This window comes from Streptomyces sp. NPDC005931, assembly GCF_042871235.1.
Lineage (GTDB): Bacteria > Actinomycetota > Actinomycetes > Streptomycetales > Streptomycetaceae > Streptomyces.
On the sequence record NZ_JBIAIG010000010.1, the window covers coordinates 124987 to 148740 of the forward strand.

General features: G+C 74.0%; 22 protein-coding genes. 11 read left to right on the forward strand and 11 right to left on the reverse strand.

Annotated elements, in window-relative coordinates; genetic code table 11:
- Position 1: 1 nt before the first annotated feature.
- A complete protein-coding gene (locus ACFYOV_RS22940) occupies positions 2 to 184 on the reverse strand; it encodes a hypothetical protein (RefSeq protein ID WP_389090189.1) in 183 nt (60 codons plus the stop codon).
- A 232-nt stretch (positions 185 to 416) separates the two neighbouring features.
- On the opposite strand from ACFYOV_RS22940, the gene ACFYOV_RS22945 reads away from it, so the two are divergent.
- Complete coding sequence (locus tag ACFYOV_RS22945; RefSeq protein ID WP_389090401.1) at positions 417 to 3374, forward strand: SNF2-related protein; 2958 nt, start codon at positions 417 to 419, stop codon at positions 3372 to 3374.
- Positions 3371 to 4657, forward strand: a complete 1287-nt coding sequence (locus ACFYOV_RS22950; protein ID WP_389090190.1) for an SWF or SNF family helicase — start codon at positions 3371 to 3373, stop codon at positions 4655 to 4657. The genes ACFYOV_RS22945 and ACFYOV_RS22950 overlap by 4 nt, the downstream gene beginning before the upstream one ends.
- Positions 4658 to 4762: 105 nt before the next feature.
- On the opposite strand, the gene ACFYOV_RS22955 is transcribed toward ACFYOV_RS22950, so the two are convergent.
- Positions 4763 to 5203 (reverse strand): hypothetical protein, encoded by a 441-nt coding sequence (locus ACFYOV_RS22955; protein WP_389090192.1) that lies wholly within the window; start codon positions 5201 to 5203, stop codon positions 4763 to 4765.
- 383 nt (positions 5204 to 5586) lie between these two features.
- A complete protein-coding gene (xylA, locus tag ACFYOV_RS22960; protein WP_389090193.1) occupies positions 5587 to 6753 on the reverse strand; it encodes a xylose isomerase in 1167 nt (388 codons plus the stop codon).
- Between the two features lie 113 nt (positions 6754 to 6866).
- Between xylA and xylB the strand changes: the two genes are divergently transcribed.
- From xylB to ACFYOV_RS22980, 4 genes are all read left to right on the forward strand, one after another.
- Entirely contained in the window at positions 6867 to 8312 is a 1446-nt protein-coding gene (xylB, locus tag ACFYOV_RS22965; RefSeq protein WP_389090194.1) for a xylulokinase, read from the forward strand.
- Positions 8313 to 8377: 65 nt separating this feature from the next.
- Positions 8378 to 9586, forward strand: coding sequence for an ROK family protein (locus ACFYOV_RS22970; protein ID WP_389090196.1), 1209 nt, complete (start codon positions 8378 to 8380; stop codon positions 9584 to 9586).
- A 212-nt stretch (positions 9587 to 9798) separates the two neighbouring features.
- Positions 9799 to 10194: a luciferase family protein gene (locus tag ACFYOV_RS22975; RefSeq protein ID WP_389090197.1), complete on the forward strand. Its 396-nt coding sequence runs from the start codon at positions 9799 to 9801 to the stop codon at positions 10192 to 10194.
- Between the two features lie 157 nt (positions 10195 to 10351).
- A complete protein-coding gene (locus tag ACFYOV_RS22980) occupies positions 10352 to 11590 on the forward strand; it encodes a phosphodiester glycosidase family protein (RefSeq protein ID WP_389090403.1) in 1239 nt (412 codons plus the stop codon).
- Positions 11591 to 11626: 36 nt separating this feature from the next.
- On the opposite strand, the gene ACFYOV_RS22985 is transcribed toward ACFYOV_RS22980, so the two are convergent.
- From ACFYOV_RS22985 to ACFYOV_RS23010, 6 genes are all read right to left on the reverse strand, one after another.
- Positions 11627 to 11821 (reverse strand): hypothetical protein, encoded by a 195-nt coding sequence (locus ACFYOV_RS22985; protein WP_389090199.1) that lies wholly within the window; start codon positions 11819 to 11821, stop codon positions 11627 to 11629.
- Between the two features lie 114 nt (positions 11822 to 11935).
- Positions 11936 to 12799 (reverse strand): phosphatidylinositol-specific phospholipase C/glycerophosphodiester phosphodiesterase family protein, encoded by an 864-nt coding sequence (locus ACFYOV_RS22990; protein WP_389090200.1) that lies wholly within the window; start codon positions 12797 to 12799, stop codon positions 11936 to 11938.
- A 188-nt stretch (positions 12800 to 12987) separates the two neighbouring features.
- A complete protein-coding gene (locus ACFYOV_RS22995) occupies positions 12988 to 14064 on the reverse strand; it encodes an acyl-CoA dehydrogenase family protein (RefSeq protein ID WP_389090202.1) in 1077 nt (358 codons plus the stop codon).
- A complete protein-coding gene (locus tag ACFYOV_RS23000) occupies positions 14061 to 15242 on the reverse strand; it encodes an acyl-CoA dehydrogenase family protein (protein WP_389090203.1) in 1182 nt (393 codons plus the stop codon). Before ACFYOV_RS23000 ends, ACFYOV_RS22995 begins: the two co-directional genes overlap by 4 nt.
- Positions 15239 to 16216 (reverse strand): NADPH:quinone oxidoreductase family protein, encoded by a 978-nt coding sequence (locus ACFYOV_RS23005; protein ID WP_389090205.1) that lies wholly within the window; start codon positions 16214 to 16216, stop codon positions 15239 to 15241. The genes ACFYOV_RS23000 and ACFYOV_RS23005 overlap by 4 nt, the downstream gene beginning before the upstream one ends.
- Before the next feature lie 90 nt (positions 16217 to 16306).
- A complete protein-coding gene (locus tag ACFYOV_RS23010; RefSeq protein WP_389090206.1) occupies positions 16307 to 16879 on the reverse strand; it encodes a helix-turn-helix domain-containing protein in 573 nt (190 codons plus the stop codon).
- A 78-nt stretch (positions 16880 to 16957) separates the two neighbouring features.
- Here ACFYOV_RS23010 and ACFYOV_RS23015 point away from each other — a divergent pair, with 78 nt between their 5' ends.
- The 5 genes from ACFYOV_RS23015 to ACFYOV_RS23035 all read left to right on the forward strand — a co-directional run bounded on the left by ACFYOV_RS23015 (position 16958) and on the right by ACFYOV_RS23035 (position 21649).
- Positions 16958 to 17896 (forward strand): NAD(P)/FAD-dependent oxidoreductase, encoded by a 939-nt coding sequence (locus ACFYOV_RS23015; RefSeq protein ID WP_389090208.1) that lies wholly within the window; start codon positions 16958 to 16960, stop codon positions 17894 to 17896.
- Between the two features lie 29 nt (positions 17897 to 17925).
- Positions 17926 to 19464, forward strand: coding sequence for an ATP-dependent DNA ligase (locus ACFYOV_RS23020; RefSeq protein WP_389090209.1), 1539 nt, complete (start codon positions 17926 to 17928; stop codon positions 19462 to 19464).
- Positions 19461 to 19925: an NUDIX domain-containing protein gene (locus tag ACFYOV_RS23025; protein WP_389090211.1), complete on the forward strand. Its 465-nt coding sequence runs from the start codon at positions 19461 to 19463 to the stop codon at positions 19923 to 19925. The genes ACFYOV_RS23020 and ACFYOV_RS23025 overlap by 4 nt, the downstream gene beginning before the upstream one ends.
- 76 nt (positions 19926 to 20001) lie before the next feature.
- The gene (locus ACFYOV_RS23030) at positions 20002 to 21387 is read left to right on the forward strand and encodes an NADP-dependent succinic semialdehyde dehydrogenase (protein ID WP_389090212.1); all 1386 of its coding nucleotides are present in this window, start codon (positions 20002 to 20004) and stop codon (positions 21385 to 21387) included.
- Between the two features lie 25 nt (positions 21388 to 21412).
- On the forward strand, positions 21413 to 21649 hold the full coding sequence (locus ACFYOV_RS23035; protein WP_389090214.1) for a DUF6213 family protein: 237 nt from the start codon (positions 21413 to 21415) through the stop codon (positions 21647 to 21649).
- 108 nt (positions 21650 to 21757) lie between these two features.
- Here ACFYOV_RS23035 and ACFYOV_RS23040 read toward each other — a convergent pair whose 3' ends face one another.
- Positions 21758 to 22420 carry a transcriptional regulator gene (locus ACFYOV_RS23040; RefSeq protein ID WP_389090215.1) on the reverse strand — a complete coding sequence of 221 codons (663 nt, stop codon included), beginning with the start codon at positions 22418 to 22420 and terminating at the stop codon, positions 21758 to 21760.
- Between the two features lie 107 nt (positions 22421 to 22527).
- Positions 22528 to 23754 (reverse strand): acyl-CoA dehydrogenase family protein, encoded by a 1227-nt coding sequence (locus tag ACFYOV_RS23045; RefSeq protein WP_389090216.1) that lies wholly within the window; start codon positions 23752 to 23754, stop codon positions 22528 to 22530.

Sequence of the window (23754 nt, forward strand, 5' to 3'; positions counted from 1 at the left end):
CTCAGCGGCCCAGCTCCTTGCGTGAGACGCGGCGCAGCCTGCGCCGCTGCGAGGGGTCGAGCGCGAGGTACGCGGCGGCCGGGACTCCCAGGACCATCAGGAGCGCTGCCCACCAGGGCAGCCAGATCAGCAGGACGAGCCCGGCCGCCACACCTCCCGCGGCGATCTTGGCGTTTTTCGACATGGATGTCGCCTCCTTCGCGGCCACTGCCGCTCTCTGTCGTGAGAACGGGTCCACGCCGTCGGCGGTTCCGGACCGCGCCCCTGAGCCGCACCCCTAGGGTTCGCCCGGCCACGGTGAGCGCCTCGGGGGCTTAACAGTGACCCGTATCACTGCCCGGCGCCACCCGGTCGACCCGTGCCGTGGTGTACCCTCGGCGGCTCCGGCTTCACTAGTCAAGTTTGAGGACTCTGTCATCGCTGCGCAGACGACGCCCCCTGCATCCTCCTCCCCGTATTCCGGACTCTCCCACTGTGCTGCCGTGTTCCTGCCCGGCGACCCGGCCCGCAGCGGCCGCGTCGCCTTCTGGCGGGTCGACGGCACGGCACCCCCGGCTCCGGACGGTGCGCCGGTCGGCGAACTGACCGTCGCCGTGCCCCGCGGCGACGGGGTCGAGCCGGTGGGCGTGCCCGGCGTCCTGCTTGCGGTGGATGCCGCGCTGCCGGTCCTCACCCGCGCGCGGGCCGGTGGTGGGGCGCACCGGGCCACCGTGTTCTGGGGCGCCGCCACGCTGCACGCCCTGCACCTGGCCGCCCGCGGCCTGCTGCTGCCCGGTCTGTCCCCGGCCGACCACGACGCCTGGCGGATGGGTCCGCTCGGCGCGGGCGACGTCGAGGCGGTGCGTCGGCTGGCCGCCGCCATGCCGCCCGAGGCGCATGCCGTACCGGTGGACGGCACCGTGCTCGTGGGCGGTGCCCAGCCCGTGGACGGTTCCGTGGCCGCAAACGGTGCCGAGCCGCTGCGACTGCCCGACCCCGAGCGGCTGCTGCGCGCCTTCCTCGACGCGGTCGCCGACACCCTCCCCCGCTCCCCCGCAGCACCCCTGGTGACCGGCGGCCCCGCCTACGCCGTACCGCGGCCCCAGTACCTGCCGGAGCTGCGGGCCTGGGCCGACGACGTCGCCGCGGGCCACGACGCGGGCGTCCGCCTGTCCCTGCGGATCGAGGCGCGCGGGCCGGCGGACACGCCCACCTACGCCGACGCGCCGGACACGGCCGACGAGGCGGACGTGACGTTCCGGGCCGTGCTCCAGGTGCACAGCGTGAGCGATCCGGCCCTCGTCGCGGACGCCGACGAGGTGTGGGCCCGTACCGCGGGCGGCGACTTCGCCCCCCGCGCACGGATGGACGCGCTGCTCGCACTGCGCCGGGCGGCCCGCGCCTGGCCGCCGCTCGCGCCGTTGCTCTCGGCGGCGGTGCCCGAGGCCGTGGAGCTCGCCGACGAAGAGGTCGTCGAACTGCTCGGGGAGGGGACCCGGGCACTGGCCGGGGTGGGCGTCGACGTTCACTGGCCGAAGGAGCTGACCCGGGAGCTGACCGTCCACGCGGAGGTCGGTCCCGTCCGCGAGGGGCCGGGGGCCGGCACCGCCGAGAGCTTCCCGCAGGCTGCGCACGGACCGTCGTTCCTGTCCGCCGACACCCTGCTCGCCTTCGACTGGCGGTTCGCGCTGGGCGACCGGCGTGTCACGCGCGAGGAGCTGGACCGGCTCGCCGAGGCCAAGCGTCCGGTCGTGCGGCTGCACGACCAGTGGGTCCTCATCGACCCCGCGCAGGTCCTGCGCGCCCGTGCGCGCAAGGATCACCGCATCACGCCGGTCGACGCGCTCGGCGCGGCCCTCACGGGCTGCGTCGAGGTCGACGGCCGCCGCGTGGAGATACGGCCCACCGGTTGGCTGGAGGGGCTGCGGGACCGGCTCGCACGGCCCGAGGACCAGGATCCGGTGGATCAGCCGGCCGCCCTCGCCGCCACGCTGCGGGACTACCAGCGGCGTGGACTGAACTGGCTGGCCCGCATGACCTCGCTCGGCCTCGGCTGCTGTCTCGCCGACGACATGGGCCTCGGCAAGACCGTCACGCTGATCGCCCTGCACCTGCACCGGCAGGACGACGCCACGTCCGCCGGTCCCGCCCTGGTGGTCTGCCCGACCTCCCTCATGGGCAACTGGCAGCGGGAGATCGAGCGCTTCGCCCCCGGCACTCCGGTGCGCCGCTTCCACGGCGCCCGGCGCTCCCTGGACGGCGTGGCCGACGGCGAGTTCGTGCTCACGACGTACGGCACGATGCGCCTGGACGCCGCCCGGCTCGCCGGGGTGCCGTGGGGGATGGTCGTCGCGGACGAGGCCCAGCACGTGAAGAACCCGTACTCGTCGACGGCGCGGCAGCTGCGCTCCATCGGCGCACGCGCACGCGTGGCGCTCACCGGCACGCCTGTGGAGAACAACCTCTCGGAGCTGTGGGCGATCCTCGACTGGACGACACCGGGACTGCTGGGCCGGCTCGGCACCTTCCGCAGGCGCTACGCGGACGCCGTCGAGGGCGGCCGGGACCCGGCCGCGGCGGAGCGACTGGCCCGGCTGGTGCGGCCGTTCCTGCTGCGCCGCCGCAAGTCCGACCCCGGGATCGCGCCCGAGCTGCCGCCGAAGACGGAGACCGACCACGCCGTGTCGCTCACCCCGGAGCAGGCGGGCCTGTACGAGGCCGTGGTGCGCGAGGCGCTCGAGGAGATCTCCGCCGCCGGCAGCATGGCGCGCCGGGGGCTGATCGTGAAGCTGCTGACCGGCCTGAAGCAGATCTGCAACCACCCGGCGCAGTTCCTCAAGGAGGACCGGCCCGTGATCGCGGGGAGGTCCGGGAAGCTGGAGCTCCTGGACGAACTGCTCGACACGATCCTCGCCGAGGACGCCCGCGTCCTGGTCTTCACGCAGTACGTGCGGATGGCCCGGCTCCTGGAGGGGCACCTCGGCGCGCGGGGCGTCCCCTCGCAGTTCCTGCACGGCGGGACACCGGTCGCCGAACGCGAGGAGATGGTGCGGCGCTTCCAGGACGGGCGGGTCCCGGTCTTCCTGCTGTCGCTCAAGGCGGCGGGCACGGGGCTGAACCTCACCCGGGCCGAGCACGTCGTCCACTACGACCGCTGGTGGAACCCGGCCGTCGAGGCGCAGGCCACGGACCGGGCGTACCGCATCGGCCAGACCAGGCCGGTGCAGGTGCACAGGATCATCGCCGAGGGCACCGTCGAGGACCGCATCGCCGAGCTGCTGAGCCGCAAGAAGGAGCTGGCCGACGCGGTGCTGGGCTCCGGTGAGGCGGCGCTGACGGAGCTGACGGACGCCGAGCTGGCGGACCTGGTGGAACTGCGAGGGGGGCTGGGATGACGCGCCACGACGGTGACGAGGCGGGCGGCGGGCGCACGTTCGGCGCGCTGCCGCCCGCACGGGGGCGGGGTTTCGCGCAGACCTGGTGGGGCCGGGCCTGGCTGACCGCGCTGGAGGCCACGGCGCTGGACTCCGCGCAGCTCGCGGCGGGCCGCAGGCTGGCCCGCGCGGGAGCGGTCGGCGCGGTGTCCGTACGTCCGGGACGCGTCACGGCGGTCGTACGGGACCGGGACGGGACGGCGCACCGCGCGGACGTGCTGCTCCAGGAGCTGTCCGGTGAGCAGTGGGACCGCTTCCTGGACATGACCGTCGAACGGGCCGGGCATGTCGCGGCGCTGCTGGACCGGGAGATGCCGCCGCACCTGGTGGAGGACGCGGAACTGGCCGGCGTCGATCTGCTGCCGGGGCCCGGGGATCTGGAGCCGGAGTGCGGCTGCGACGCCTGGGACCACTGCGGGCACACGGCGGCCCTGTGCTATCAGGTGGCCCGGCTGCTGGACCAGGAACCCTTCGTCCTGCTGCTGATGCGGGGACGCGGTGAGCGCGCCCTGCTGGACGCACTGCAGCACCGCGGCCGCGGCGCAACGGCCGGGCGCCCCGGCCGGGTCGCGGGAGGCGTGGACGCGGCCGAGGCGTACGCGGCCGGGGACATCCTGCCGTCGTTGCCGGTCCCGCCCGCTCTCCCCGGCGCCCCCGGGGTGCCGCCGGTCCTGGACACCGAGGCCGCGCCGGCCGCCGGGATCGATCCGGCCGCACTGGAGTTCCTGGCCGCGCAGACCGCCGCACACGCCCACCGCCTGCTCGCGGACGCCCTGCGGGAAGGGCATGACCAGCAGGCCCCGGACCAGGGGTGGACGGTCGCCGAGGACGCGGTGCGGCTGGCCGCCGGCGCACCCGGGGACGCGGTGGCGGACCGCATCGCCGAGGGTTCGGGGCGCGGCCGGGAGGGGCTGGAGGCGGCGGTACGGGCCTGGCGGCACGGCGGCAGGGCGGCGCTGGCCGTGCTCGACGAGGAGTGGACGCCGGACGCCGTGACGCTCGCACGCGCGCGTGCGGCCCTGGAGGCGGCCTGGGACGAAGGGGAGCGGCCGGAGCTGCGGGCCCGGGGCAACCGGTGGACGGTGGTCGGCGCACCGGCCCAGCTGCGCCTGGGACAGGACGGCCGCTGGTGGCCCTACCGCAGGAAGCAGGGCGATTGGTTGCCGGCGGGTGGCGCGGCCCGGGACCCGGCGACGGCACTGGCGACGGCTCGCGCGACGGCACGGGGCGTGCCCGGGGAGTAGACCGGCTCGCAGGGGCCGCGACGGATCTCCGGGGCGCAGCCCGGGCGCACGGAGTCAGGCTGCGGGGCGGCGGCCGCGTAGGCGTCGGCCGCTCCACGCCCCGTCTCACTCCAGGGACGGCAGGAGGGATTCGAGGCCGCTGGGCAGGTTGCTGGGAACCCAGCTCGGCAGCTCGGTCGGGAGATCGGAGGGCAGGCCGGAGGGCAGCCCGCTGGGCAGCTCGGAAGGGATGCCCATGGGCGGGTCCGGTGAGCCGCCCGTGGCCGTGCTCGTCCCGGTCGGCTCCCCGCCCGGGGAGTCGTCGTCGCCCGTGGCCATCAGGACCAGCAGGGAGATGGCCGTGACGGCCGCGATCACGGCGAGCACGACAAGGAGCACCCTGCGCCCGCCGGGCCCGCGTCCGTCGCCGCCCCGGCCGTCGGGCGGTTCCTGCGGGCCGGGGGGCGGCGCACCGCCGTACGGGGGCGGTCCGAAGCCCCCGCCGGGAGGCGGTGTGCCGCCCGGCGGGCCGGGCGGCGGCTGAGGTGGTACGGGTGGCATGGCCATACCGCCCATGGTCGTCTCGTACCGCACCCGATGCGAGCCTCGCGCGCGGACGTCGACGCGGGCTCTGGGCACGCGACCACACGACCGGCGCACCGCGCGCGGGGCGCACGCGCTGTCCGCCCGCGCGGCCGGGAGTGGAAGGGGCCTCCCGGCACGCGCGCGTGGGGCGGTCCCACCGCCGAGGCGGTACGCCGCGCCCGCGCACCGGGGCTGTCGCCGCATGCGCGACTGCCCGGGGCTGCCGCCGTCTGCCCGGGGCCAGGGCACGACGGTCGCCGGGGAAACCGCCGTGTCACGCCGAACCGACCCGGAACCACCGTCTCCCACGGCCCGGCTCCGCCCCCTGCACCGGCACGGATCCGAAGCCGCCCCTCGGGGGACGCTCAGCCCCGGGCCCCCAGCAGGTGGTCCATCGCCAGCTGGTCCAGGCGCTCGAAGGCCATGCCCCGCGCGGCGGCCGCCTCGGGGGCGAAGTCCTCGAAGGCCGAGCGGTCGGCGAGCAGGGCGTCAAGGCCGTCGGCCGCGGTGGGCCGGGCCAACTCGTCCAGGCGGGACGCACGCAGCGCCTCCTGCACCTCCGGGTCCGCGCGGAAGGCGGTGGCCCGCTCCTTGAGGATCAGGTAGTTGCGCATGCAAGCGGCCGCGGAGGCCCACACGCCGTCGAGGTCCTCGGTCCGCGGCGGCTTGAAGTCGAAGTGCCTGGGGCCGCCGTAGCCCGCCGACTCCAGCAGGTCCACCAGCCAGAACGCCGAGCGCAGGTCGCCCGCGCCGAAGCGGAGGTCCTGGTCGTACTTGATGCCCGACTGGCCGTTGAGGTCGATGTGGAACAGCTTGCCCGCCCACAGGGCCTGGGCGATGCCGTGCGGGAAGTTCAGCCCGGCCATCTGCTCGTGTCCGACCTCCGGATTGACGCCGTACAACTCCGGGCGCTCCAGGCGTTCGATGAACGCCAGGGCGTGGCCGACGGTGGGGAGCAGGATGTCGCCCCGCGGCTCGTTGGGCTTGGGCTCGATGGCGAAGCGGATGTCGTAGCCCTGGGAGGTGACGTACTCGCCGAGCAGGTCGAAGGCCTCCTTCATGCGGTCGAGGGCGACACGCACGTCCTTGGCGGCGCCGGACTCGGCGCCCTCCCGGCCGCCCCAGGCCACGTAGATCTCGGCGCCGAGCTCGACCGCGAGGTCGATGTTGCGGACGGTCTTGCGCAGGGCGTAACGGCGTACGTCGCGGTCGTTGGCGGTGAACGCGCCGTCCTTGAAGACCGGGTGCGTGAACAGGTTCGTGGTGGCCATCGGCACCTTCATGCCGGTGTCGTCCAGCGCCTGGCGGAACCGCTTGACGTGCTCCTCGCGCTCGCTGTCGCCCGAGCCGAAGGGGATGAGGTCGTCGTCGTGGAACGTGACGCCGTAGGCGCCCAGCTCGGCCAGGCGCCGCACCGACTCGACCGGGTCGAGGGCACGCCGCGTGGCGTCCCCGAAGGGGTCCCGTCCCTGCCAGCCGACGGTCCACAGTCCGAAGGTGAACCTGTCCTCGGGGGTGGGCTGGTAGTTCATGCCGCGGCTCCTCGCTCGCTGAGACCATTTCGTCATGGCAGTTTACAAATTAGTATGCGGGAGCCTTTCAGGGAAGAGCTCACCCCGCTGAGCCGCGGAAGAGGGAGAGACCGATGTCAGCAGCCGAGGGTCCGCTCGTCGTCGGCGTGGACACATCCACCCAGTCCACCAAGGCGCTGGTCGTCGACGTGGCGACCGGCCGGGTCGTGGCCGGCGGGCAGGCGCCGCACGCGGTGACCTCCGGGGCGGGCCGGGAGAGCGATCCGCGCCAGTGGTGGGACGCCCTGTGCGAGGCGCTGCGCCAGTGCGGCGAACCGGCGCACGAGGCCGCCGCCGTGTCGATCGGCGGCCAGCAGCACGGCCTGGTCGCCCTGGACGCGCAGGGCGAGCCGGTGCGCCCGGCGCTGCTGTGGAACGACGTGCGCTCCGCGCCTCAGGCCCGCCGGCTGGTCGGGGAGCTGGGGGGCGCCAAGTTCTGGGCCGAGCGCACGGGAAGCGTGCCCACCGCATCCTTCACGGTCACCAAGTGGGCCTGGCTGGCGGAGCACGAGCCGGCGTCGGTCCGCGCGACCAGGGCCGTCCGGCTCCCCCACGACTACCTCACCGAGCGCCTCACCGGCCAGGGCACGACCGACCGCGGTGACGCCTCCGGCACCGGCTGGTGGTCCTCCGCGACGCAGGCGTACGACGAGGAGATCCTGGCGCACGCGGGGCTCGACCCGGCGCTGCTGCCGCGGGTGGTGCGGTCCGGAGAGGTGGCCGGCACCGTGCGCGACAGCCATGACCTGCCCTTCTCCAAGGGCACCCTGGTGGCGTGCGGCACCGGTGACAACGCCGCCGCGGCCCTGGGCCTCGGGGTGCGTCCCGGCACACCGGTGATGAGCCTCGGCACGTCCGGGACGGTGTACGCGGTGTCGCGGCACCGCCCCGCGGACCCGACCGGGACGGTGGCCGGGTTCGCCGACGCCCGCGGCGACTGGCTGCCGCTGGCCTGCACGCTCAACTGCACGCTGGCCGTGGACCGCGTGGCCGCCCTCCTCCGTCTGGACCGTGAGGCCGTCGAGCCCGGCACCGGCGTCACGCTCCTGCCCTTCCTGGACGGCGAGCGCACCCCGAACCTGCCGAGCGCCTCCGGCCTGCTGCACGGCCTGCGCCACGACACCACCGGAGGCCAGCTGCTCCAGGCCGCCTACGACGGTGCCGTGCACTCCCTGCTCGGCGCGCTGGACCTCGTCCTCGACGCCGACGCGGACCCCTCGACGCCCCTGCTGCTCATCGGCGGCGGCGCCCGGGGCACGGCCTGGCAGCAGACCGTGCGGCGGCTGTCGGGGCGCCCGGTGCAGGTGCCCGAGGCCAGGGAACTGGTCGCGCTCGGCGCCGCCGCTCAGGCGGCCGGGCTGCTCACCGGGGAGGACCCGGCCGCCGTGGCCCGGCGCTGGAACACCGCCGCGGGTCCGGTGCTGGAGGCGGTGGAGCGGGACGAGGAGACGCTGGCCAGGATCGCCGGGGTACTCTCCGACGCGACCCCGCTGCTGCAGCGGGGCGCGGACACCCGCTGACGGCGTCCCCGACCGGAAGCACGTCCAACCGCACCGACCGGGACCGACCGAGGACTGACGGAGGCATGAGCACACCGCTGCACGAGACGCGCCCGGGCGGTCCGGGGCGTGCGCTGCCGGACACCCAGCAGGGGATGCGCCGCCGCAATCTCGCCCGGGTGATGCACACCGTCAGCGCCGACGGGCCGCTGTCCCGGGCCGCCGTCGCGTCGCGCATCGGCCTGACCCGCGCCGCCGTGTCCACCCTGGTCGACGAGCTCGTCCGGTCCGGCCTGCTGGAGGAACTGGGCCCCGAGCGGCCGGGGCGGGTGGGCCGTCCGGGCTCGGCGCTGGCCGTCAGCGGGCGTGGCCCCGCCGGCATCGGGGCGGAGGTGGGCGTCGACCGTCTCGCGGTCTGCGCGGTCGACCTGCGCGGGCGGGTGCGGTCCCGGGCGGTGCGGCACGTGCCGAACCGGGCCCGCCCCGCCGCTCCGGTGGTCGAGGACCTGACCGCGCTGATACGCGCGGTCGTCGCCGAGGCCGAGGGCGAGGGGCTGTGGCCGGCCGGGCTCGCCGTGGCGGTCCCGGGACTGGTGGCCCGAGACGCGCGCACCGTGGTACGCGCCCCGAACCTCGGCTGGCAGGACACCGATCTCGGGGCCCTGCTCCCGGACGGATTGCCGCTGACCGTGGGCAACGAGGCCAACTTCGGTGCCCTCGCCGAACTCTGGCTCGCAGAGGGCGCCCCGCGGGACTTCCTGCACGTGTCGGCCGAGATCGGCATCGGTGCCGCGGTGGTCGTGGACGGGGGCCTGATGCACGGGGCGCGCGGATTCGCGGGCGAGCTGGGCCATGTGCCGGTGTGGCCCGACGGGCCGGAGTGCGCGTGCGGTGGGCGCGGCTGTCTCGAGCAGTACGCCGGCGAGGAGGCGGTGCTGCGCGCGGCGGGTCTGGAGCCGGGCGAGGACCGCGTGGGTCTGCTCGCGGGCCGCGCCGAACGGGGCGACGCGGTGGTACGTCGCGCCCTGCACGACGCCGGAACGGCGCTGGGCATCGCCCTGACCGGAGCGGTGAACCTGCTGGACCCGCGGAGCGTGGTGCTCGGCGGCGCGCTGGCCGCCCTCGCGCCCTGGCTGCTGCCGTCGCTCCGCTCCGAACTGGCCCGGCGCACGGCGGGCCAGGCCTGCCCCGTGTCGGTGTCCGCCCTGGGCTCCGCGGGACCTCTCCTGGGAGCGGCGCACTCGGTGGTGCGCGGTGTCCTGGACGATCCGGCGGCGGTCGCCGCACGGGCGTGAGCCGCCCCGCACGACTCCGGGGCGAGCGCTCCTCCCTCCACGGTGCCGGGAACCGGCAACTGCCCCGATGACGTACCTCGACGGCCGGAAGGGGTCACGAGATGGTCATCGATGGTCACGACATGGACTCGGGTGGGATCCGACGTCTCACGTCCCGATTACGAATCGCCCAACTCCTGGTGCATACATGGTGATCGGGTGACCATGGGGGCATGACACCGGCGCATAGAGCCATGGAGCGACTGCGGACGTGGCCCGACCTGACGGCCTGTGCGGCCGGGTGTGGTACCGGGCAGGCGCTCCGTTCCACCCGTGACGAGATCGTCCACTTCCACTCCGGGCGGGACGTGGATCTGCACCTCACCCGCCGGGCCATACAGCGTTTCCACTACGACCTGGGCGGTTCCACCGCGATACAGCTGGTCCCGGGCTCGTGCTGGGTCACGGTGCACCTGGACTGCGACACGGACGTCGACCTGCTGCTGAGCCTGGTGAGCGTCGCCCTCAAGGCCCACCAGACCTGGCTCCCCGCGGCGATGCCGTCCTCCGCCGGGTGCAACTTCCACCGCGTCGCCGTCCTGCGGAGCGACGCGATGACCGACCGCTGAGGCGGGCGACGCCCGCGCCCCGGTGTCCCAACGCCCAAGTGGGTGTCTTTCCCGCCGATTGCGGTCCGGCCGGTGTTCCCCTCACCCCTGCGCCCCGTCGTCTGGTGCACTGCCCCTGTCCCGGGACGGTTGACGACGCTTCAGGGGGTCGAGGTTGTTGCTGCGTCGGCGCACGGGGGTCCCCTGGGGCGGACCGGTACTGACGGCTCTGACCGCGCTCGGTGTGTTCGCCGGCGCGGTCCTGACGGGAACGGCACCGGCCGCCGCCGCGCAGCCGGCCGTTCCCGTCGCGCCGGGGGTCACGTACGAGGAGTTCGACGTCCCCGCCTCGCACGGCACGGCGCACGCGCATGTGCTCACCGTCGACCTGCGCGATCCGCGCGTGCGGGTGGGCCTGCTGCACCCGGGGGCGGTGGCCGCCCGGTCCCCCCTGTCCCGGATGGCGGACGCACGCGGGGCCGTGGCCGGGGTGAACGGCGACTTCTTCAACATCGGCGAGGTCCAGCACCCGGGTGTCGAGGCGACCGGGGCGAGCGTGGGCCCCGCGGTCGTGGACGGCAGGGCGCTGAAGGGGGCCGTGCCGGACGGTCAGCGGTTCGGCCCCCCGCTGCCGCCCGGCACGACCACCGAGGACGTGTTCGGCGTGGGCGTCGACCGGCGGGCCCGGCTGGACCGGCTGGCCCTTCACGGCTGGATCCGCACGCCGATGGGTCGGTTGCCGCTGCGCGGGCTCAACCAGTACGCCCTGCCCGTGGGTTCCGTCGGCGCGTTCACCGAGGCGTGGGGCAGTGCCTCACGGGTGCGTGCCACCTGCGGGACCGACACCGACCGGGCGGCACCGTGCAGCACCGACACCCATGAGGTGACGGTGCGTCAGGGCGAGGTGGTGGCCACCGCCGCCACACCGGGCGGCGGATCCGTCGCGCCCGGCAGCACCGTGCTGGTGGGTCGTGAGGAGGGCGCGCGCGAGCTGCGGCGGCTGGCCGTCGGTGAACCGGTCCGGATCCGGCACCGGCTCGTGCCCGCCGCGAGCCGGATCCCCTACCGCCTGGCCCTGGGCGGCCACCCGGTGCTGGCCGGTGGACGGCCGCTGCCGGGGCTGGACGACACGACCTCGGCGGTGCGCACCGCGGTGGGCACCGCCGACGGCGGACGGCGGCTGCTGCTGCTCGCGCTGGACGGCGCCCCGCGGTACCGCACCGGGCTGACGGTCGCCGAAGTGGCCGGCACCCTGCGCCGGCTGGGCGCGGTCGACGGGTTCGGCCTGGACGGGGGCGGATCGTCGACGCTGGTCACCCGGGTTCCCGGAGCGTCCGGCGTCCTGGTGCGCAACCACCCCTCGGGCGGCGCCGAACGCCCCGTGCCGAACGGCATCGGCGTCTACTCCTCGGTGTGACACCCCCGTCGCCGACGTGACACCGTCCGGCCCGTCTCAGGGCCGCAGGCTCTCGACGATGTCCGCGGTCGCCGTGAGCCCGCTGTGGATGGTGGGGGCGATGCTGGTGCTGGCCAGATAGAAGCCGAGCAGCAGACAGACCAGGGCGTGCGAGACCTTCAGTCCGCCGTTGCGCAGGAAGATCACCGCCAGGATCGCGAGCAGCAGCACCACAGAGATGGAAACGGCCATCGTCAACCTCCTCCGCCACGTCCGCTTCGCGGCGTTCGGCCGCAAGTGTGGCGTAGCGGAGCGTTCGTCCGGGCTGCTGAGGTGTCCTCCGAACGTGTGGTGTCCGTGTGGTGTCTACGCCGGCCGATGGGCGTCCAGGAAGGATTCCAGCCCGGCGAGGTCGTCGGTGTTGAGGTGGTCGACGTCCGCGGCGAGCAGTTCGCCCCACAGCGCGTCCCGCGCGGGTCCGGGCACGTCGGGCGTGGCCCAGAAGCGCACCCGCTGCCCGCGCGCGTGCGCCGTGCCCACGATGTCCCGCAGCTTGCGCCGCTCGGCGTCGGGGAACGGCCCGATGCCCCGCCAGGTGAAGTGGCGCGTCCAGTTGTCGCTGATCAGCGGGATGAGGGAGGAGGGCGCGGGGCCTCCGAGATCGGCGAGCCGGCCGTCGTAGAAGGCGCGGCGCACCCGCTGGGCCTCCATGGGCACCCGGGCCGCACGGTCGCCCGACACGACGGCGGTGACCGGACCGGGCAGCACCCGGCCGTGTGCGCAGGTGGTGAACAGGTGCCGGTGGCGCCGGAGCCGACGGTCGAGCTCGAGGTAGGTGGCGGCGCCCTCGGTCTTGATGTCGATCAGCAGTTGGAGCGGCCGCCGGTGGCCGCGGTGCACGGAGCCGCGGTGGGCACGGACGCGGGCGGCGAGCGGTTCGAGGTAGAGGGACTCGAGGGTGCGGGACGGGTCGAGGTCCTCGGGGCCGTGGGCCACGAGGAGTTGGCCGTCGACCAGGAAGATGTCGGCCTCCACGCTGCCGAAGCGGTGGTCGAGGGCATCGAGGAGGGGGCGCGGGTGTTCGTAGTCGTTGTGCGCGTGGGCGCGCCACAAGGGGCGTGGGAGGTGCCCTTGTTCACCGGCCAGCGCCCGGCCGCCGGGCAGGGCGAGCGAGCCGGCGAGGGCGGCACCGAAGGCGGTGAGGGCTCTGCGACGGGCGGTGAGGGCCATGCTCTGCCTCCCTGGGCATTCCGTACGGGCCTCAGCGAGTATGAGGGTCCGATGTGCCCAAGGAGCAGAGCCATGTGGGGAGTTGGCCGACCAGCCGTTCGGTGTTCACCTCACCGGAACAGGTAAGCGGACAGAGGCCCGCCCCCGGGAGGGACGGGCCTCTGTCCGGGCTGTTCACCCGGTCGTCGTCAGGGCGCCCGGAGATCCACCAGTTCGGCCAGCGCCTCGCGGTGCGCGCCCGCCGTGCCGTAGGCGATCGAGTCGGCCTTGGCACGCTTGAGGTACAGGTGCACCGGGTGTTCCCAGGTCATGCCGATGCCGGCGTGCAGTTGCAGCGCCTCCTCGGCGGCGTGCACCGCGACGGGAGCCGCGTAGGCCTGCGCCACGGTGACCGCCACTTCGGCGTCCTCACCGCTGGCGAGCGCGTCGGCGGCGTTGCGGGCCGCCGCGCGGAGGTTGACGACCTCCAGCCACAGCTGGGCGAGCCGGTGCTTGAGCGCCTGGAAGCCGCCGACGGGGCGGTTGAACTGCTTGCGGTCCTTCAGATAGCGGACGGTCTCCGTCAGCGACCAGTCCGCCACACCGAGTTGCTCGGAGGCGAGCAGCCCGGCACCGGCTCGCAGGGCACGCCGTACGGCGGTCCCGGCCTCGCCCAGCCGGCGCCCGGCTGCGCCGGCGAGGACGACCTTGGCGAGGGGCCTGGTGAGGTCCAGGGACGTCTGTGGGACGACGGTGACCGCGGCGGCGTCCACCGCGTACAGCCCACCGTCGTCGCCCGGAACGAGCAGCACATCGGCGACGGCGGCGTCCGCGACGGCCGTCAACTCGCCGTGCAGTGCGCCGCTGTCGACCCGTACGGTGGTGAACGGGGCTCCGGGGGCGGTGTGCAGCCCGACGGCGAGGGCGCCGATCCTGCGGCCGGAGGCCAGCTCCGCGAGCAGTTCGTCACCGTCCTCGCAGGCCAGCAGTGCCTCGGTGGCCACGACCGCGCTGGTCAGATAGGGCACGGGAGCGACCGCGCGCCCCAGTTCCTCCAGGACGACGGCGGCTTCGCGGTGGGTGGCGCCCTGACCGCCCCGGTCCTCGGGGACCAGCAGGCCCGCCAGGCCCATGCCGTCGGCCAGCGCCTTCCACAGCGAGAGGTCGTGCGGGGCGTCCGACTCGGCGCGGGCGATCACGCCGGGCGCGTCGCAGTGGTCGGTGAGCAGGTCCCGGACGGCGGCGCGCAGCGCCTCTTCCTCCTCCGAGTACAGCAGATCCGTCATCGGGCGAGGTCCTTCCAGGCGACGTCCTTGTCGGTGCGCGGCTCGGCGGGCAGGCCCAGGACGCGCTCGGCGACGATGTTCAGCAGGATTTCACTGGTCCCGCCCTCGATGCTGTTGCCCTTGGAGCGCAGGTACCGGTAGCCGGCCTCGCGGCCGGTGAAGTCGACCAGCTCGGGGCGGCGCATGGTCCAGTCGTCGTACGACAAGCCCTCTTCGCCCAGGAGTTCCACCTCCAGGCCGCTGATCTCCTGGTTGAGGCGGGCGAAGCCGAGCTTCATGCCGGCACCCTCGGGTCCGGGCTGGCCGGCGACGAGCTGCTGGCGGAGGCGTTCGCCGGTGAGCCGGGCGACCTCGGCGTCCACCCAGAGCCTGAGCAGCCGCTGGTGCAGGTCGTGGGTGCGCAGTTCGGGGCGTTCGCGCCAGGTCTTCGAGACCGGTCCGATCATGCCGCCCTCGCGGGGCAGCCGCATGCCGCCGATGGCGACGCGTTCGTTGTTGAGCGTGGTCTGCGCGACCCGCCAGCCGTCGCCGACCTCGCCCAGGCGGCGGGAGTCGGGGATGCGGACGTCGGTGAGGAAGACCTCGTTGAACTCGGCCTCGCCGGTGATCTGGCGCAGGGGCCGGACCTCGACGCCGGGATCGGTCATGTCGCACAGGAAGTAGGTGATGCCCCGGTGCTTGGGCACCTCCGGGTCGGTGCGGGCGATGAGGATGGCCCAGCGGGCGACGTGAGCGCTCGAGGTCCACACCTTCTGCCCGTTGACCACCCAGGTGTCGCCCTCGCGCACGGCGCGGGTGCCCAGCGCGGCGAGGTCGGATCCGGCGCCCGGCTCGCTGAACAGCTGGCACCAGACCTCCTCGCCGGTCCACAGCGGCCGCAGGAAGCGCCGCTTCTGCTCCTCGGTGCCGTACTGGAGGATGGTGGGCGCGGCCATGCCGAGGCCGATGCCGATGCGCCGCGGGTCGTTGTCGGGCGCCCCGGCGGCCTCCAGCTCGGCGTCCACGACGGCCTGCAGGGAGCGGGGTGCGCCGAGGCCGCCGAGCCCCTCGGGGTAGTGCACCCAGGCGAGTCCCGCGTCGAAGCGGGCGCGCAGGAATTCCAGGCGGTCGGTGTCGGCGGGCGGGTGCGCGGCCAGGAACTCGGCCGTGCGGCGCCTCAGTTCGGCTGCGTCGGTCATGCGGTGACTCCCTTCTCCAGCGACGGCAGCACGGCGATCCGGCCGGTGGTGGCACCGTCCGCGACCCTCTGCACGGCCGCAGCGGCACCGTCGAGCGGCACGCGCTCGCTCACCAGGGGCTTGATCGCGCCCCGGGCGGCCAGCTCGGTGAGTTGCTCGTGGCAGTGCTGCACCAGCTTGGGGTTCTTGGTGTTGTACAGGCCCCAGTGCAGGCCCAGGATGGAGTAGTTCTTCACCAGGGCGTGGTTCAGCGCCGGGCTCGGGATCGTGCCTCCGGCGAAGCCGACGACCACGATCCGCCCTTCGAAGGCGACCGTCTTGGCGGACTGGGTGTAGGCCTCGCCGCCGACCGGGTCGTAGATCACGTCCGCGCCCCGGCCGCCGGTGGCCTCCTTGACCGCCGCGACGACGTCCTGCTCGCGCCGGTCGATCACCACGTCGCAGCCCAGTTCACGGGCCACGGCCGCCTTGGCGGGACCGCCGGCGACACCGATGACGGTGGCGCCGGCGGCCTTCCCCAGCTGCACGGCCGCGCTGCCGACCCCTCCGGCGGCAGCGTGGACGAGCAGGGTCTCCCCGGCCTCGAGCCGGGCCCGGCGGTGCAGCCCGAACCAGCCCGTCTGGTAGCCGATGTGCAGGGCCGCGGCCTGGGCGTCGTCCAGCGCCTCGGGGGCGGGCAGCAGCGCGGCGGCGTCCGCGACGGCGTACTCGGCGAAGCCGCCGTGAGGCAGGGCCGGGTTGGCGAGCACCCGGCGCCCGTCCTCCGTCTCGCCGCAGATCTCGACGCCCGGGGTGAACGGCAGCGGCGGCCTGACCTGGTAGTGGCCGCGGCACATCAGGGCGTCCGGGAAGTTGATGTTCGCGGCGCGGACCTTCAGCAGCACCTGGCCCTCCCCCGGGGTCGGTGGCGCCACCTCCGCCAGGCGCATCACCTCACCCGGTTCACCGAGCTCGTGCACTTGCCATGCCTGCATGCGGGGCCTCCACGGGGGGACTGCTTGCTCTGACCGGGGTCGGTTCGCATACTAAGCGGTCGCTTGCCGATCTGGGAACAGTCGGATGCCTCACGGTCGCTTCGGCCGTGCCCGCACGTGCATGCGCTCCCCCTGCGGACCGAAGAGGCTGAGGAACTCCACGGGCCCCTCCCCCGTCGAGCCGAACCAGTGCGGCACGCGCGTGTCGAACTCCGCCGCCTCGCCGGCCGTGAGCACCACGTCGTGCTCGCCCAGCACCACCCGCAGCCGCCCGGAGAGCACGTACAACCACTCGTAGCCCTCGTGGGTGCGCGGCTCGGGGTCCTCCTCGCGCCGCGGCACCAGCACCTTGTACGCCTGGAGGCCACCGGGCTGCCGGGTGAGCGGCCAGTAGGTGCGCCCGTGCCGCACGAGCGGCTTGGCCGCCACCCTCGGGTCCCCCACCGGGGGCGTGCCGACCAGTTCGTCCAGCGCCACGTGATGCGCCCGGGCGATCGGCAGCAGCAGTTCCAGGCTGGGTCTGCGCAGCCCGGACTCCAGCCGCGAGAGGGTGCTGACCGAGATGCCGGTCGCCTCGGAGAGCGCGGCGAGGGTCACCTCCCGCTCCTTCCTGATCCGGCGCAGCCGGGGGCCCACATCCGCGAGAACGTCGTCCGTCGTCATGGCGTCATTGCAGTTTCGGCAAAGACGTTTGTCAATCCCGCAGTTGCTGAGCGACCGTCGGGCGTGGAGGTGGTCACCATGACCGAGAACGTGAGTCATGACGTCGTCGTCGTCGGAGGCGGCGCGGCCGGACTGTCCGCCGCGCTGGTACTCGGCCGGGCGCGGCGCCGGACACTGGTCGTCGACGCGGGCAAGCCGCGCAACGCACCCTCGTCCCACATGCAGGGCTTTCTCTCCCGGGACGGGATGCCGCCCGCGGAGTTCCTGGCGATCGGCCGGGAGGAGATCGCGCGGTACGGGGTCGAGCTGGCGCGGGACCGGGTGGTGGAGATCGGGAAGGGCGACGCGTTCACCGTGGTCCTGGCCGGCGGCCGGAGCGTGGCCGCCCGGCGGATCGTCGTCGCCACGGGGCTGAAGGACGACCTGCCCGCGGTCCCCCGTCTCGCCGAGCGCTTCGGGCGGGACGTGCTGCACTGCCCGTTCTGCCACGGTTGGGAGGTGCGCGACCAGCCCTTCGGCGTGCTCGCCACCGGCGCGTCGAGCGTGCACCAGGCGCTGATGGTGTCCCAGTGGTCCAAGGACGTCACCTTCTTCCTGCACACGGTCGCCGAGGAGGAGCTGTCCGGCCAGGACCTGCGCCGGCTGGCGGCCGCCGGGATCGACGTGGTGCCGGGAGAGGTCGCGGAACTGCTGGTCGAGGACGACCGGCTGACCGGTGTCCGGCTCACCGACGGCTCCACCCACGCCCGCTCGGTGGTGTACGTCGCGCCGCGCCCCGTGCCGCAGACCGGGCTGCTGGAGCGCCTGGGCGCCGAGATGAACGAGACCCCGTTCGGCGCCTACCCGGTGGTCGACCCGACGGGCCTGACCACGGTGCCCGGGGTGTGGGCGGCCGGCAACGCGGTCGGCTTCGCCGAGCAGGTCGTGCACGCGGCCGGCGGCGGTTACCGCGCGGCGGCGGCGATCGTCGGGGACCTGCTGATGTCGGAGCTGGACGCGGCCGCACGGGAGGTGTAGAGCCGCCACCGCGGGTGCACCATGACTGCATGCTGCTGTCCCGGCTGGCCCGTGTGTCCCAGGAGGTCGCCGCCACCTCGGCGCGGTCCCGGAAGATTGCTCTCCTCGCCGAGCTGTTCCGGGACGCGGAGGCGGACGACGTGCCGATCGTCATCCCCTACCTGGCGGGCCGGCTGCCGCAGGGCAGGCTCGGCGTCGGCTGGAAGGTGCTGAGCCGCCCGGTCCCCCCGGCCGCCGAGCCGACGCTGACGGTGCGCGAGGTCGACACCCTGCTCACGCGGCTCGGCGAGGTGTCCGGCCCCGGATCGCAGACCGAGCGGGCCCGGCTGGTCGGCGAGCTGCTGGGCGCGGCCACCGAGGACGAGCAGCGGTTCCTGTTCGGGCTGCTCACCGGGGAGGTGCGGCAGGGGGCTCTGGACGCCGTCGCGGTGGAGGGCCTGGCTCGGGCGACGGAGGCGCCCGCGGAGCACGTGCGGCGCGCGGTGATGCTCGCCGGCTCCCTGCAGACGGTGGCCCGGGCGCTGCTGGCGGACGGTCCGCCCGCGCTGGAGCGGTTCCGTCTGACCGTCGGGCGCCCGGTGCTGCCGATGCTGGCGCACAGCGCCTCCTCGGTCGCCGAGGCGGTGGAGAAGCTGGGCGCCTGCGCGGTCGAGGAGAAGCTGGACGGCATCCGGGTCCAGGTGCACCGCGACGGCGGCACGGTCCGCGTGCACACCCGCACCCTCGACGACATCACCGACCGGCTGCCCGAAGTGACGTCTGCGGTCCGGGAGTTGCCGGGCGAGCGGTTCATCCTGGACGGCGAGGTGATCTCCTTCGACGAGGCGGGGCGCCCCCGCTCGTTCCAGGAGACCGCGGGGCGGGTCGGCTCGCGCGTCGACGTGGCCACGGCCGCACGGGAGATGCCGGTCTCCCCCGTGTTCTTCGACGCGTTGTCCGTGGACGGGCGCGACCTGCTGGACCTGCCGTTCACCGAGCGGCACGCGGAGCTGGCCCGGCTCGTCCCGGAGCCGATGCGGGTGCGGCGCACGGTGGTGTCCGGGCCGGAGGACGTGGGCACGGCGGAGGAGTTCCTCGCCGGGACGCTGGAACGCGGCCACGAGGGAGTGGTGGTCAAGGGCCTCGACGCGCCCTACAGCGCGGGCCGGCGCGGCGCGTCCTGGCTGAAGGTCAAGCCGGTGCACACGCTCGATCTGGTGGTGCTGGCCGCCGAGTGGGGGCACGGCCGGCGCACCGGCAAGCTGTCCAACCTCCACCTCGGCGCCCGCACCGCCGACGGCGGTTTCGCCATGCTCGGCAAGACCTTCAAGGGGATGACGGACGCGATGCTGGCCTGGCAGACCGATCGGCTGCGGGAGCTCGCCGTCGACGAGAGCGGGTACGTCGTCACCGTGCGCCCCGAACTCGTCGTGGAGATCGCCTACGACGGCCTCCAGCGCTCCACCCGCTACCCGGCCGGCGTCACCCTCCGCTTCGCGCGCGTGGTCCGTTACCGCGAGGACAAGCGCCCGGAGGAGGCCGACACCGTGGAGACCCTGCTCGCGGCACACCCGGAGGTACGGCCGTGAAGGGGACCCGGAGCGCCGGTCTGCTGCTGTTCCGGCACACCGATCACGGCCTGGAGGTGTTGCTCGGTCATATGGGTGGGCCGTACTTCGCCCGCAAGGACGCCGGGGCGTGGACCGTGCCCAAGGGCGAGTACGACACGGACGAGCCGGCCTGGGAGGCGGCCCGGCGGGAATTCCGTGAGGAGCTGGGGCTGGCACCGCCGGACGGGGAGGCCGTACCGCTCGGGGAGGTCCGGCAATCCGGCGGCAAGACCGTCACCGCCTGGGCGGTCGAGGCGGACCTCGATCCGGCGGCCGTCGTCCCCGGCACGTTCGAGATGGAATGGCCGCCGAGGTCGGGACGGACGGCTCGGTTCCCCGAGGTGGACCGGGTGGAGTGGTTCACCCTGGACCAGGCGCGCGAGGTGATCGTCCGCGCGCAGGCGGCGTTTCTCGACCGGCTGGCGGAGCACTCGCCCTGAGGAGACCTCCCGCGTTGCGCGCCCCACCACCGCGCGGGAAGGTCGAGGAGCACAGCCCGTCCCCAGGAGGCCAGCCATGCCCATCGCAACGGTGAACCCGGCGAACGGTGAGACCCTCAAGACCTACGAGGCCATGGGCGAAGAGGAGATCGAGCGTCGGCTCCAGCTCGCGGAGGCCACCTTCCGCACGTACCGGGCGACGGCCTTCGCGGAGCGCGCCCGGCTGATGAAGAGGGCCGCGGACCTCCTGGAGGAGGACCAGGGGGAGATCGGCCGCGTCATCACCACCGAGATGGGCAAGCCGGTCAAGCAGGCCCGCGCGGAGGCCGCGAAGTGCGCCAAGGCCATGCGCTGGTACGCCGACCACGCCGCGGACCTGCTGGCCGACGAGGAGCCCGCCGAGGCCGATGTGAAGGACTCCGGCGCCTCGCGGGTCCTGGTGCGTTACCGGCCGCTCGGCCCGGTGCTGGCGGTGATGCCGTGGAACTTCCCGCTGTGGCAGGTGATCCGGTTCGCGGCACCCGCGCTGATGGCGGGCAACGTGGGCCTGCTCAAGCACGCCTCGAACGTGCCGCAGACCGCCCTGTACCTCGAGGACCTGTTCCACCGGGCGGGCTTCACCGAGGGCTGCTTCCAGACCCTGCTCGTCGGCTCCGCCGCGGTCGACGACATCCTGCGGGACGAGCGGGTGAAGGCGGCCACCCTCACCGGCAGCGAGCCCGCGGGACGGGCGGTCGCCTCCACGGCCGGCGAGATGGTCAAGAAGACGGTGCTGGAGCTGGGCGGCAGCGATCCGTTCGTGGTCATGCCGTCCGCGGACCTGGACCGGGCCGCCGAGGTGGCGGTGACCGCGCGGGTGCAGAACACCGGGCAGTCCTGCATCGCCGCCAAGCGGTTCATCGTGCACACCGACGTCTACGACGCCTTCGCCGAGCGCTTCACCGAGAGGATGAGGGCGCTCAGGGTCGGCGACCCGATGGACGAGGACACGGAGGTCGGCCCGCTCTCCAGCGAGCAGGGCCGGACCGACCTCGAGGAGCTGGTCGACGACGCCGTGCGGGCGGGCGCCACCGTGCTGTGCGGCGGTGAGCGGCCGGACGGGCCCGGCTGGTACTACCGGCCGACCGTCCTCACCGGGATCACCCGTGAGATGCGCATCCACCGTGAGGAGGCGTTCGGCCCGGTGGCCACCCTGTACCGGGCGGCCGACCTGGACGAGGCCGTGCTGATCGCCAACGACTCCGCCTTCGGTCTGAGTTCCAACGTGTGGACGCGCGACGGGGCCGAGGTCGACCGGTTCGTGCGCGACCTGGAGGCGGGCGGGGTGTACGTGAACGGCATGACGGCGTCCCATCCGGCGTTCCCGTTCGGCGGGGTGAAGCGCTCCGGGTACGGGCGTGAGCTCTCCGGGCACGGAATCCGCGAGTTCTGCAACATCACCACGGTTTGGCACGGTGCGTGAGGCTTCCACGGCTACGATCCCGTCTGTGAACCGCGAAGTGACTCTGCCTCTGATCGTCGACGACCGCGGGAACCTGCAGGTGTCTGCGGCCGACGTGAGCAAACTGCTCCGCACCGTGGGCGGGCGGTGGCTGCATCTCGTGGAGGCCGGGGAGGACGGGCTCGACGAGGACACGGTCGCCGCGCTCACCATCGAGCTCGCGAAGCTCGCGGACCGGATCGACGTGGCGTGCATCGCGCACAGCAGCGGGGGCACGCCGTAGGGGGTGCCGCGCCCGCCGCCGGGAGGGCGGTGTGTGCGGGCGCTCGCGCGCTCGCGGCGGATCCGTCTGTCGCACACGGCCCCGCGCCGGCACGGCCGCGCGCGGCCTTCAGGCCGACTGCGCCAACGTCGTCCAGAACATCGCCTCGTAGCTCTGGAGGAGGCGGCCGTACCGGTGTGCGCGCGTCTCGTTCAGGCGGCCCGTGTCCAGCGCTGCCCGGATCGCCTCGGTGGCCGTGCGGTCCAGGTCCGGGGCGGGTGCGGCGAAGAAGTCGAAGAAGGCGCACGCCTCGTCGGGGAAGGCGTAGCGGGTGCGCAGGGCTCGGGCGATGGTCGCGCAGTAGCCGCCCCATGCCGAGAAGTTGGCGGTCAGCGCCAGGACCGCGTCGGCGGGTTCCGCGTTCAGGGCCAGCCAGGCGACGTAGGCGGGGTACGCCTGGCAGCCCGGGAGGGGGTCGTACGCGTCCGCCCGTTTCGCGTCCACGCCGCACTGCTCGGCGAAGGCGTCCAGGCGCTGGGCCGCCAGTGCCTCGCCCTCGGCCAGGGCGGTGAAGAAGGCGGCGGCCCGGGGCTCGGCGGTGGACCTGTCCGCCAGGAGCAGGAAGGCATGGCGGTCGGCGGGGATCACCCAGCGCTGCTCCAGGGCGAGTGCGGCCAGGGTGCCGCGGGGCGCCTCACCCCGGGCGATCAGGGGAACGAGGGGGTTGGCCCCCGGGTCGGGGGCCAGTTCCCCGGTGGCCGCTTGCAGCAGTTCCCGGGCCGTGCGCGTCATCGCGTCCTCCCTCGCGTCGGTCACACCCGAACGTTCCCCGGGAAGGGGGCACGGGTAACCCGGCGGTGCCGCCCGCACCGCCGGGTCGTCTCCCGGCCCGTGCCGCGTCAGCGGATGGGCATGCCCGACAGGGTGCGGGCGATCACCAGGCGCTGGATCTCGCTGGTGCCCTCGAAAATCGTGTAGATCGCGGCGTCGCGGTGCATCCGCTCGACGGGGTACTCGCGCGTGTAGCCGTTGCCGCCGAGGATCTGGACCGCCTGGGCGGTGACCTTCTTCGCGGTCTCACTGGCGAAGAGCTTGGACATCGAGCCCTCGGCGGCGGTGAAGGGCTTGCCGTTGACCGCCATCCAGGAGGCGCGCCACACCAGCAGGCGGGCGGCGTCGATCTGGGTGCGCATGTCCGCGAGCTGGAAGGCGACGCCCTGGTTGTCGATGATCGGCCGGCCGAACTGCTCACGCGTCCGGGCGTATTCCAGGGCCACCTCGTACGCGGCGCGGGCGGTGCCGACCGCCATGGCGCCGACGGCCGGTCGGGACGCCTCGAAGGTCGCCATGGCGGCGTTCTTCACGCGCTCACCGCCCGCCTTCGCCTTCTCATGGGCGCGGGCGAGGCGCTCGTCGAGCTTCTGCTTGCCGCCGAGCAGGCAGGAGCCGGGGACGCGCACGTTGTCGAGGACGACCTCGGCGGTGTGCGAGGCGCGGATGCCGTGCTTCTTGAACTTCTGCCCCTGGGACAGCCCCGGCGTGTTCGGCGGGACGATGAAGGAGGCGTGGCCCTTGGAGCCGAGGCCGGGGTCGACGACCGCGACGACGACGTGGACGTTGGCGATGCCGCCGTTGGTGGCCCAGGTCTTCGTGCCGTTGATGACCCACTCGTCCTTGGCCTCGTCGTACACCGCGCGGGTGCGCATGGAGGCCACGTCGGAACCGGCGTCGGGCTCGGACGAGCAGAAGGCGGCGACCTTGACGTCGTTGGCGTCGCCGTACATCTGGGGGATCCAGGTGCCGATCTGTTCCTCGGTGCCGTTGGCGAGGACGCCGACGGCGGCGAGACCGGTGCCGACGATGGACAGGGCGATGCCCGCGTCGCCCCAGAACAGCTCCTCCATCGCCATGGGGATGCCGAGGCCGGTGGCGTCGAAGTACTGCTGGGCGTAGAAGTCCAGGGAGTAGATGCCGACCTTGGCGGCCTCCTGGATGACCGGCCAGGGAGTCTCCTCACGCTCGTCCCATTCGGCGGCCGCGGGACGGATCACGTCGGCGGCGAAGCCGTGGAGCCAGTCCTGGACCTCCTTCTGTTCGTCGTTGAGCTCCATGGTGAACTCGGCCAT

What these genes read in the sequence shown, in the direction of transcription:
- ACFYOV_RS22940 (WP_389090189.1), bottom strand. Translation starts at nt 184, where the DNA reads ATGTCGAAAAACGCCAAGATCGCCGCGGGAGGTGTGGCGGCCGGGCTC.
- ACFYOV_RS22950 (WP_389090190.1), top strand. Translation starts at nt 3,371, where the DNA reads ATGACGCGCCACGACGGTGACGAGGCGGGCGGCGGGCGCACGTTCGGC.
- ACFYOV_RS22955 (WP_389090192.1), bottom strand. Translation starts at nt 5,203, where the DNA reads ATGGCCATGCCACCCGTACCACCTCAGCCGCCGCCCGGCCCGCCGGGC.
- xylA (WP_389090193.1), bottom strand. Translation starts at nt 6,753, where the DNA reads ATGAACTACCAGCCCACCCCCGAGGACAGGTTCACCTTCGGACTGTGG.
- xylB (WP_389090194.1), top strand. Translation starts at nt 6,867, where the DNA reads ATGTCAGCAGCCGAGGGTCCGCTCGTCGTCGGCGTGGACACATCCACC.
- ACFYOV_RS22970 (WP_389090196.1), top strand. Translation starts at nt 8,378, where the DNA reads ATGAGCACACCGCTGCACGAGACGCGCCCGGGCGGTCCGGGGCGTGCG.
- ACFYOV_RS22975 (WP_389090197.1), top strand. Translation starts at nt 9,799, where the DNA reads ATGACACCGGCGCATAGAGCCATGGAGCGACTGCGGACGTGGCCCGAC.
- ACFYOV_RS22985 (WP_389090199.1), bottom strand. Translation starts at nt 11,821, where the DNA reads ATGGCCGTTTCCATCTCTGTGGTGCTGCTGCTCGCGATCCTGGCGGTG.
- ACFYOV_RS22990 (WP_389090200.1), bottom strand. Translation starts at nt 12,799, where the DNA reads ATGGCCCTCACCGCCCGTCGCAGAGCCCTCACCGCCTTCGGTGCCGCC.
- ACFYOV_RS22995 (WP_389090202.1), bottom strand. Translation starts at nt 14,064, where the DNA reads ATGACGGATCTGCTGTACTCGGAGGAGGAAGAGGCGCTGCGCGCCGCC.
- ACFYOV_RS23000 (WP_389090203.1), bottom strand. Translation starts at nt 15,242, where the DNA reads ATGACCGACGCAGCCGAACTGAGGCGCCGCACGGCCGAGTTCCTGGCC.
- ACFYOV_RS23005 (WP_389090205.1), bottom strand. Translation starts at nt 16,216, where the DNA reads ATGCAGGCATGGCAAGTGCACGAGCTCGGTGAACCGGGTGAGGTGATG.
- ACFYOV_RS23010 (WP_389090206.1), bottom strand. Translation starts at nt 16,879, where the DNA reads ATGACGACGGACGACGTTCTCGCGGATGTGGGCCCCCGGCTGCGCCGG.
- ACFYOV_RS23015 (WP_389090208.1), top strand. Translation starts at nt 16,958, where the DNA reads ATGACCGAGAACGTGAGTCATGACGTCGTCGTCGTCGGAGGCGGCGCG.
- ACFYOV_RS23020 (WP_389090209.1), top strand. Translation starts at nt 17,926, where the DNA reads ATGCTGCTGTCCCGGCTGGCCCGTGTGTCCCAGGAGGTCGCCGCCACC.
- ACFYOV_RS23030 (WP_389090212.1), top strand. Translation starts at nt 20,002, where the DNA reads ATGCCCATCGCAACGGTGAACCCGGCGAACGGTGAGACCCTCAAGACC.
- ACFYOV_RS23040 (WP_389090215.1), bottom strand. Translation starts at nt 22,420, where the DNA reads ATGACGCGCACGGCCCGGGAACTGCTGCAAGCGGCCACCGGGGAACTG.
- ACFYOV_RS23045 (WP_389090216.1), bottom strand. Translation starts at nt 23,754, where the DNA reads ATGGCCGAGTTCACCATGGAGCTCAACGACGAACAGAAGGAGGTCCAG.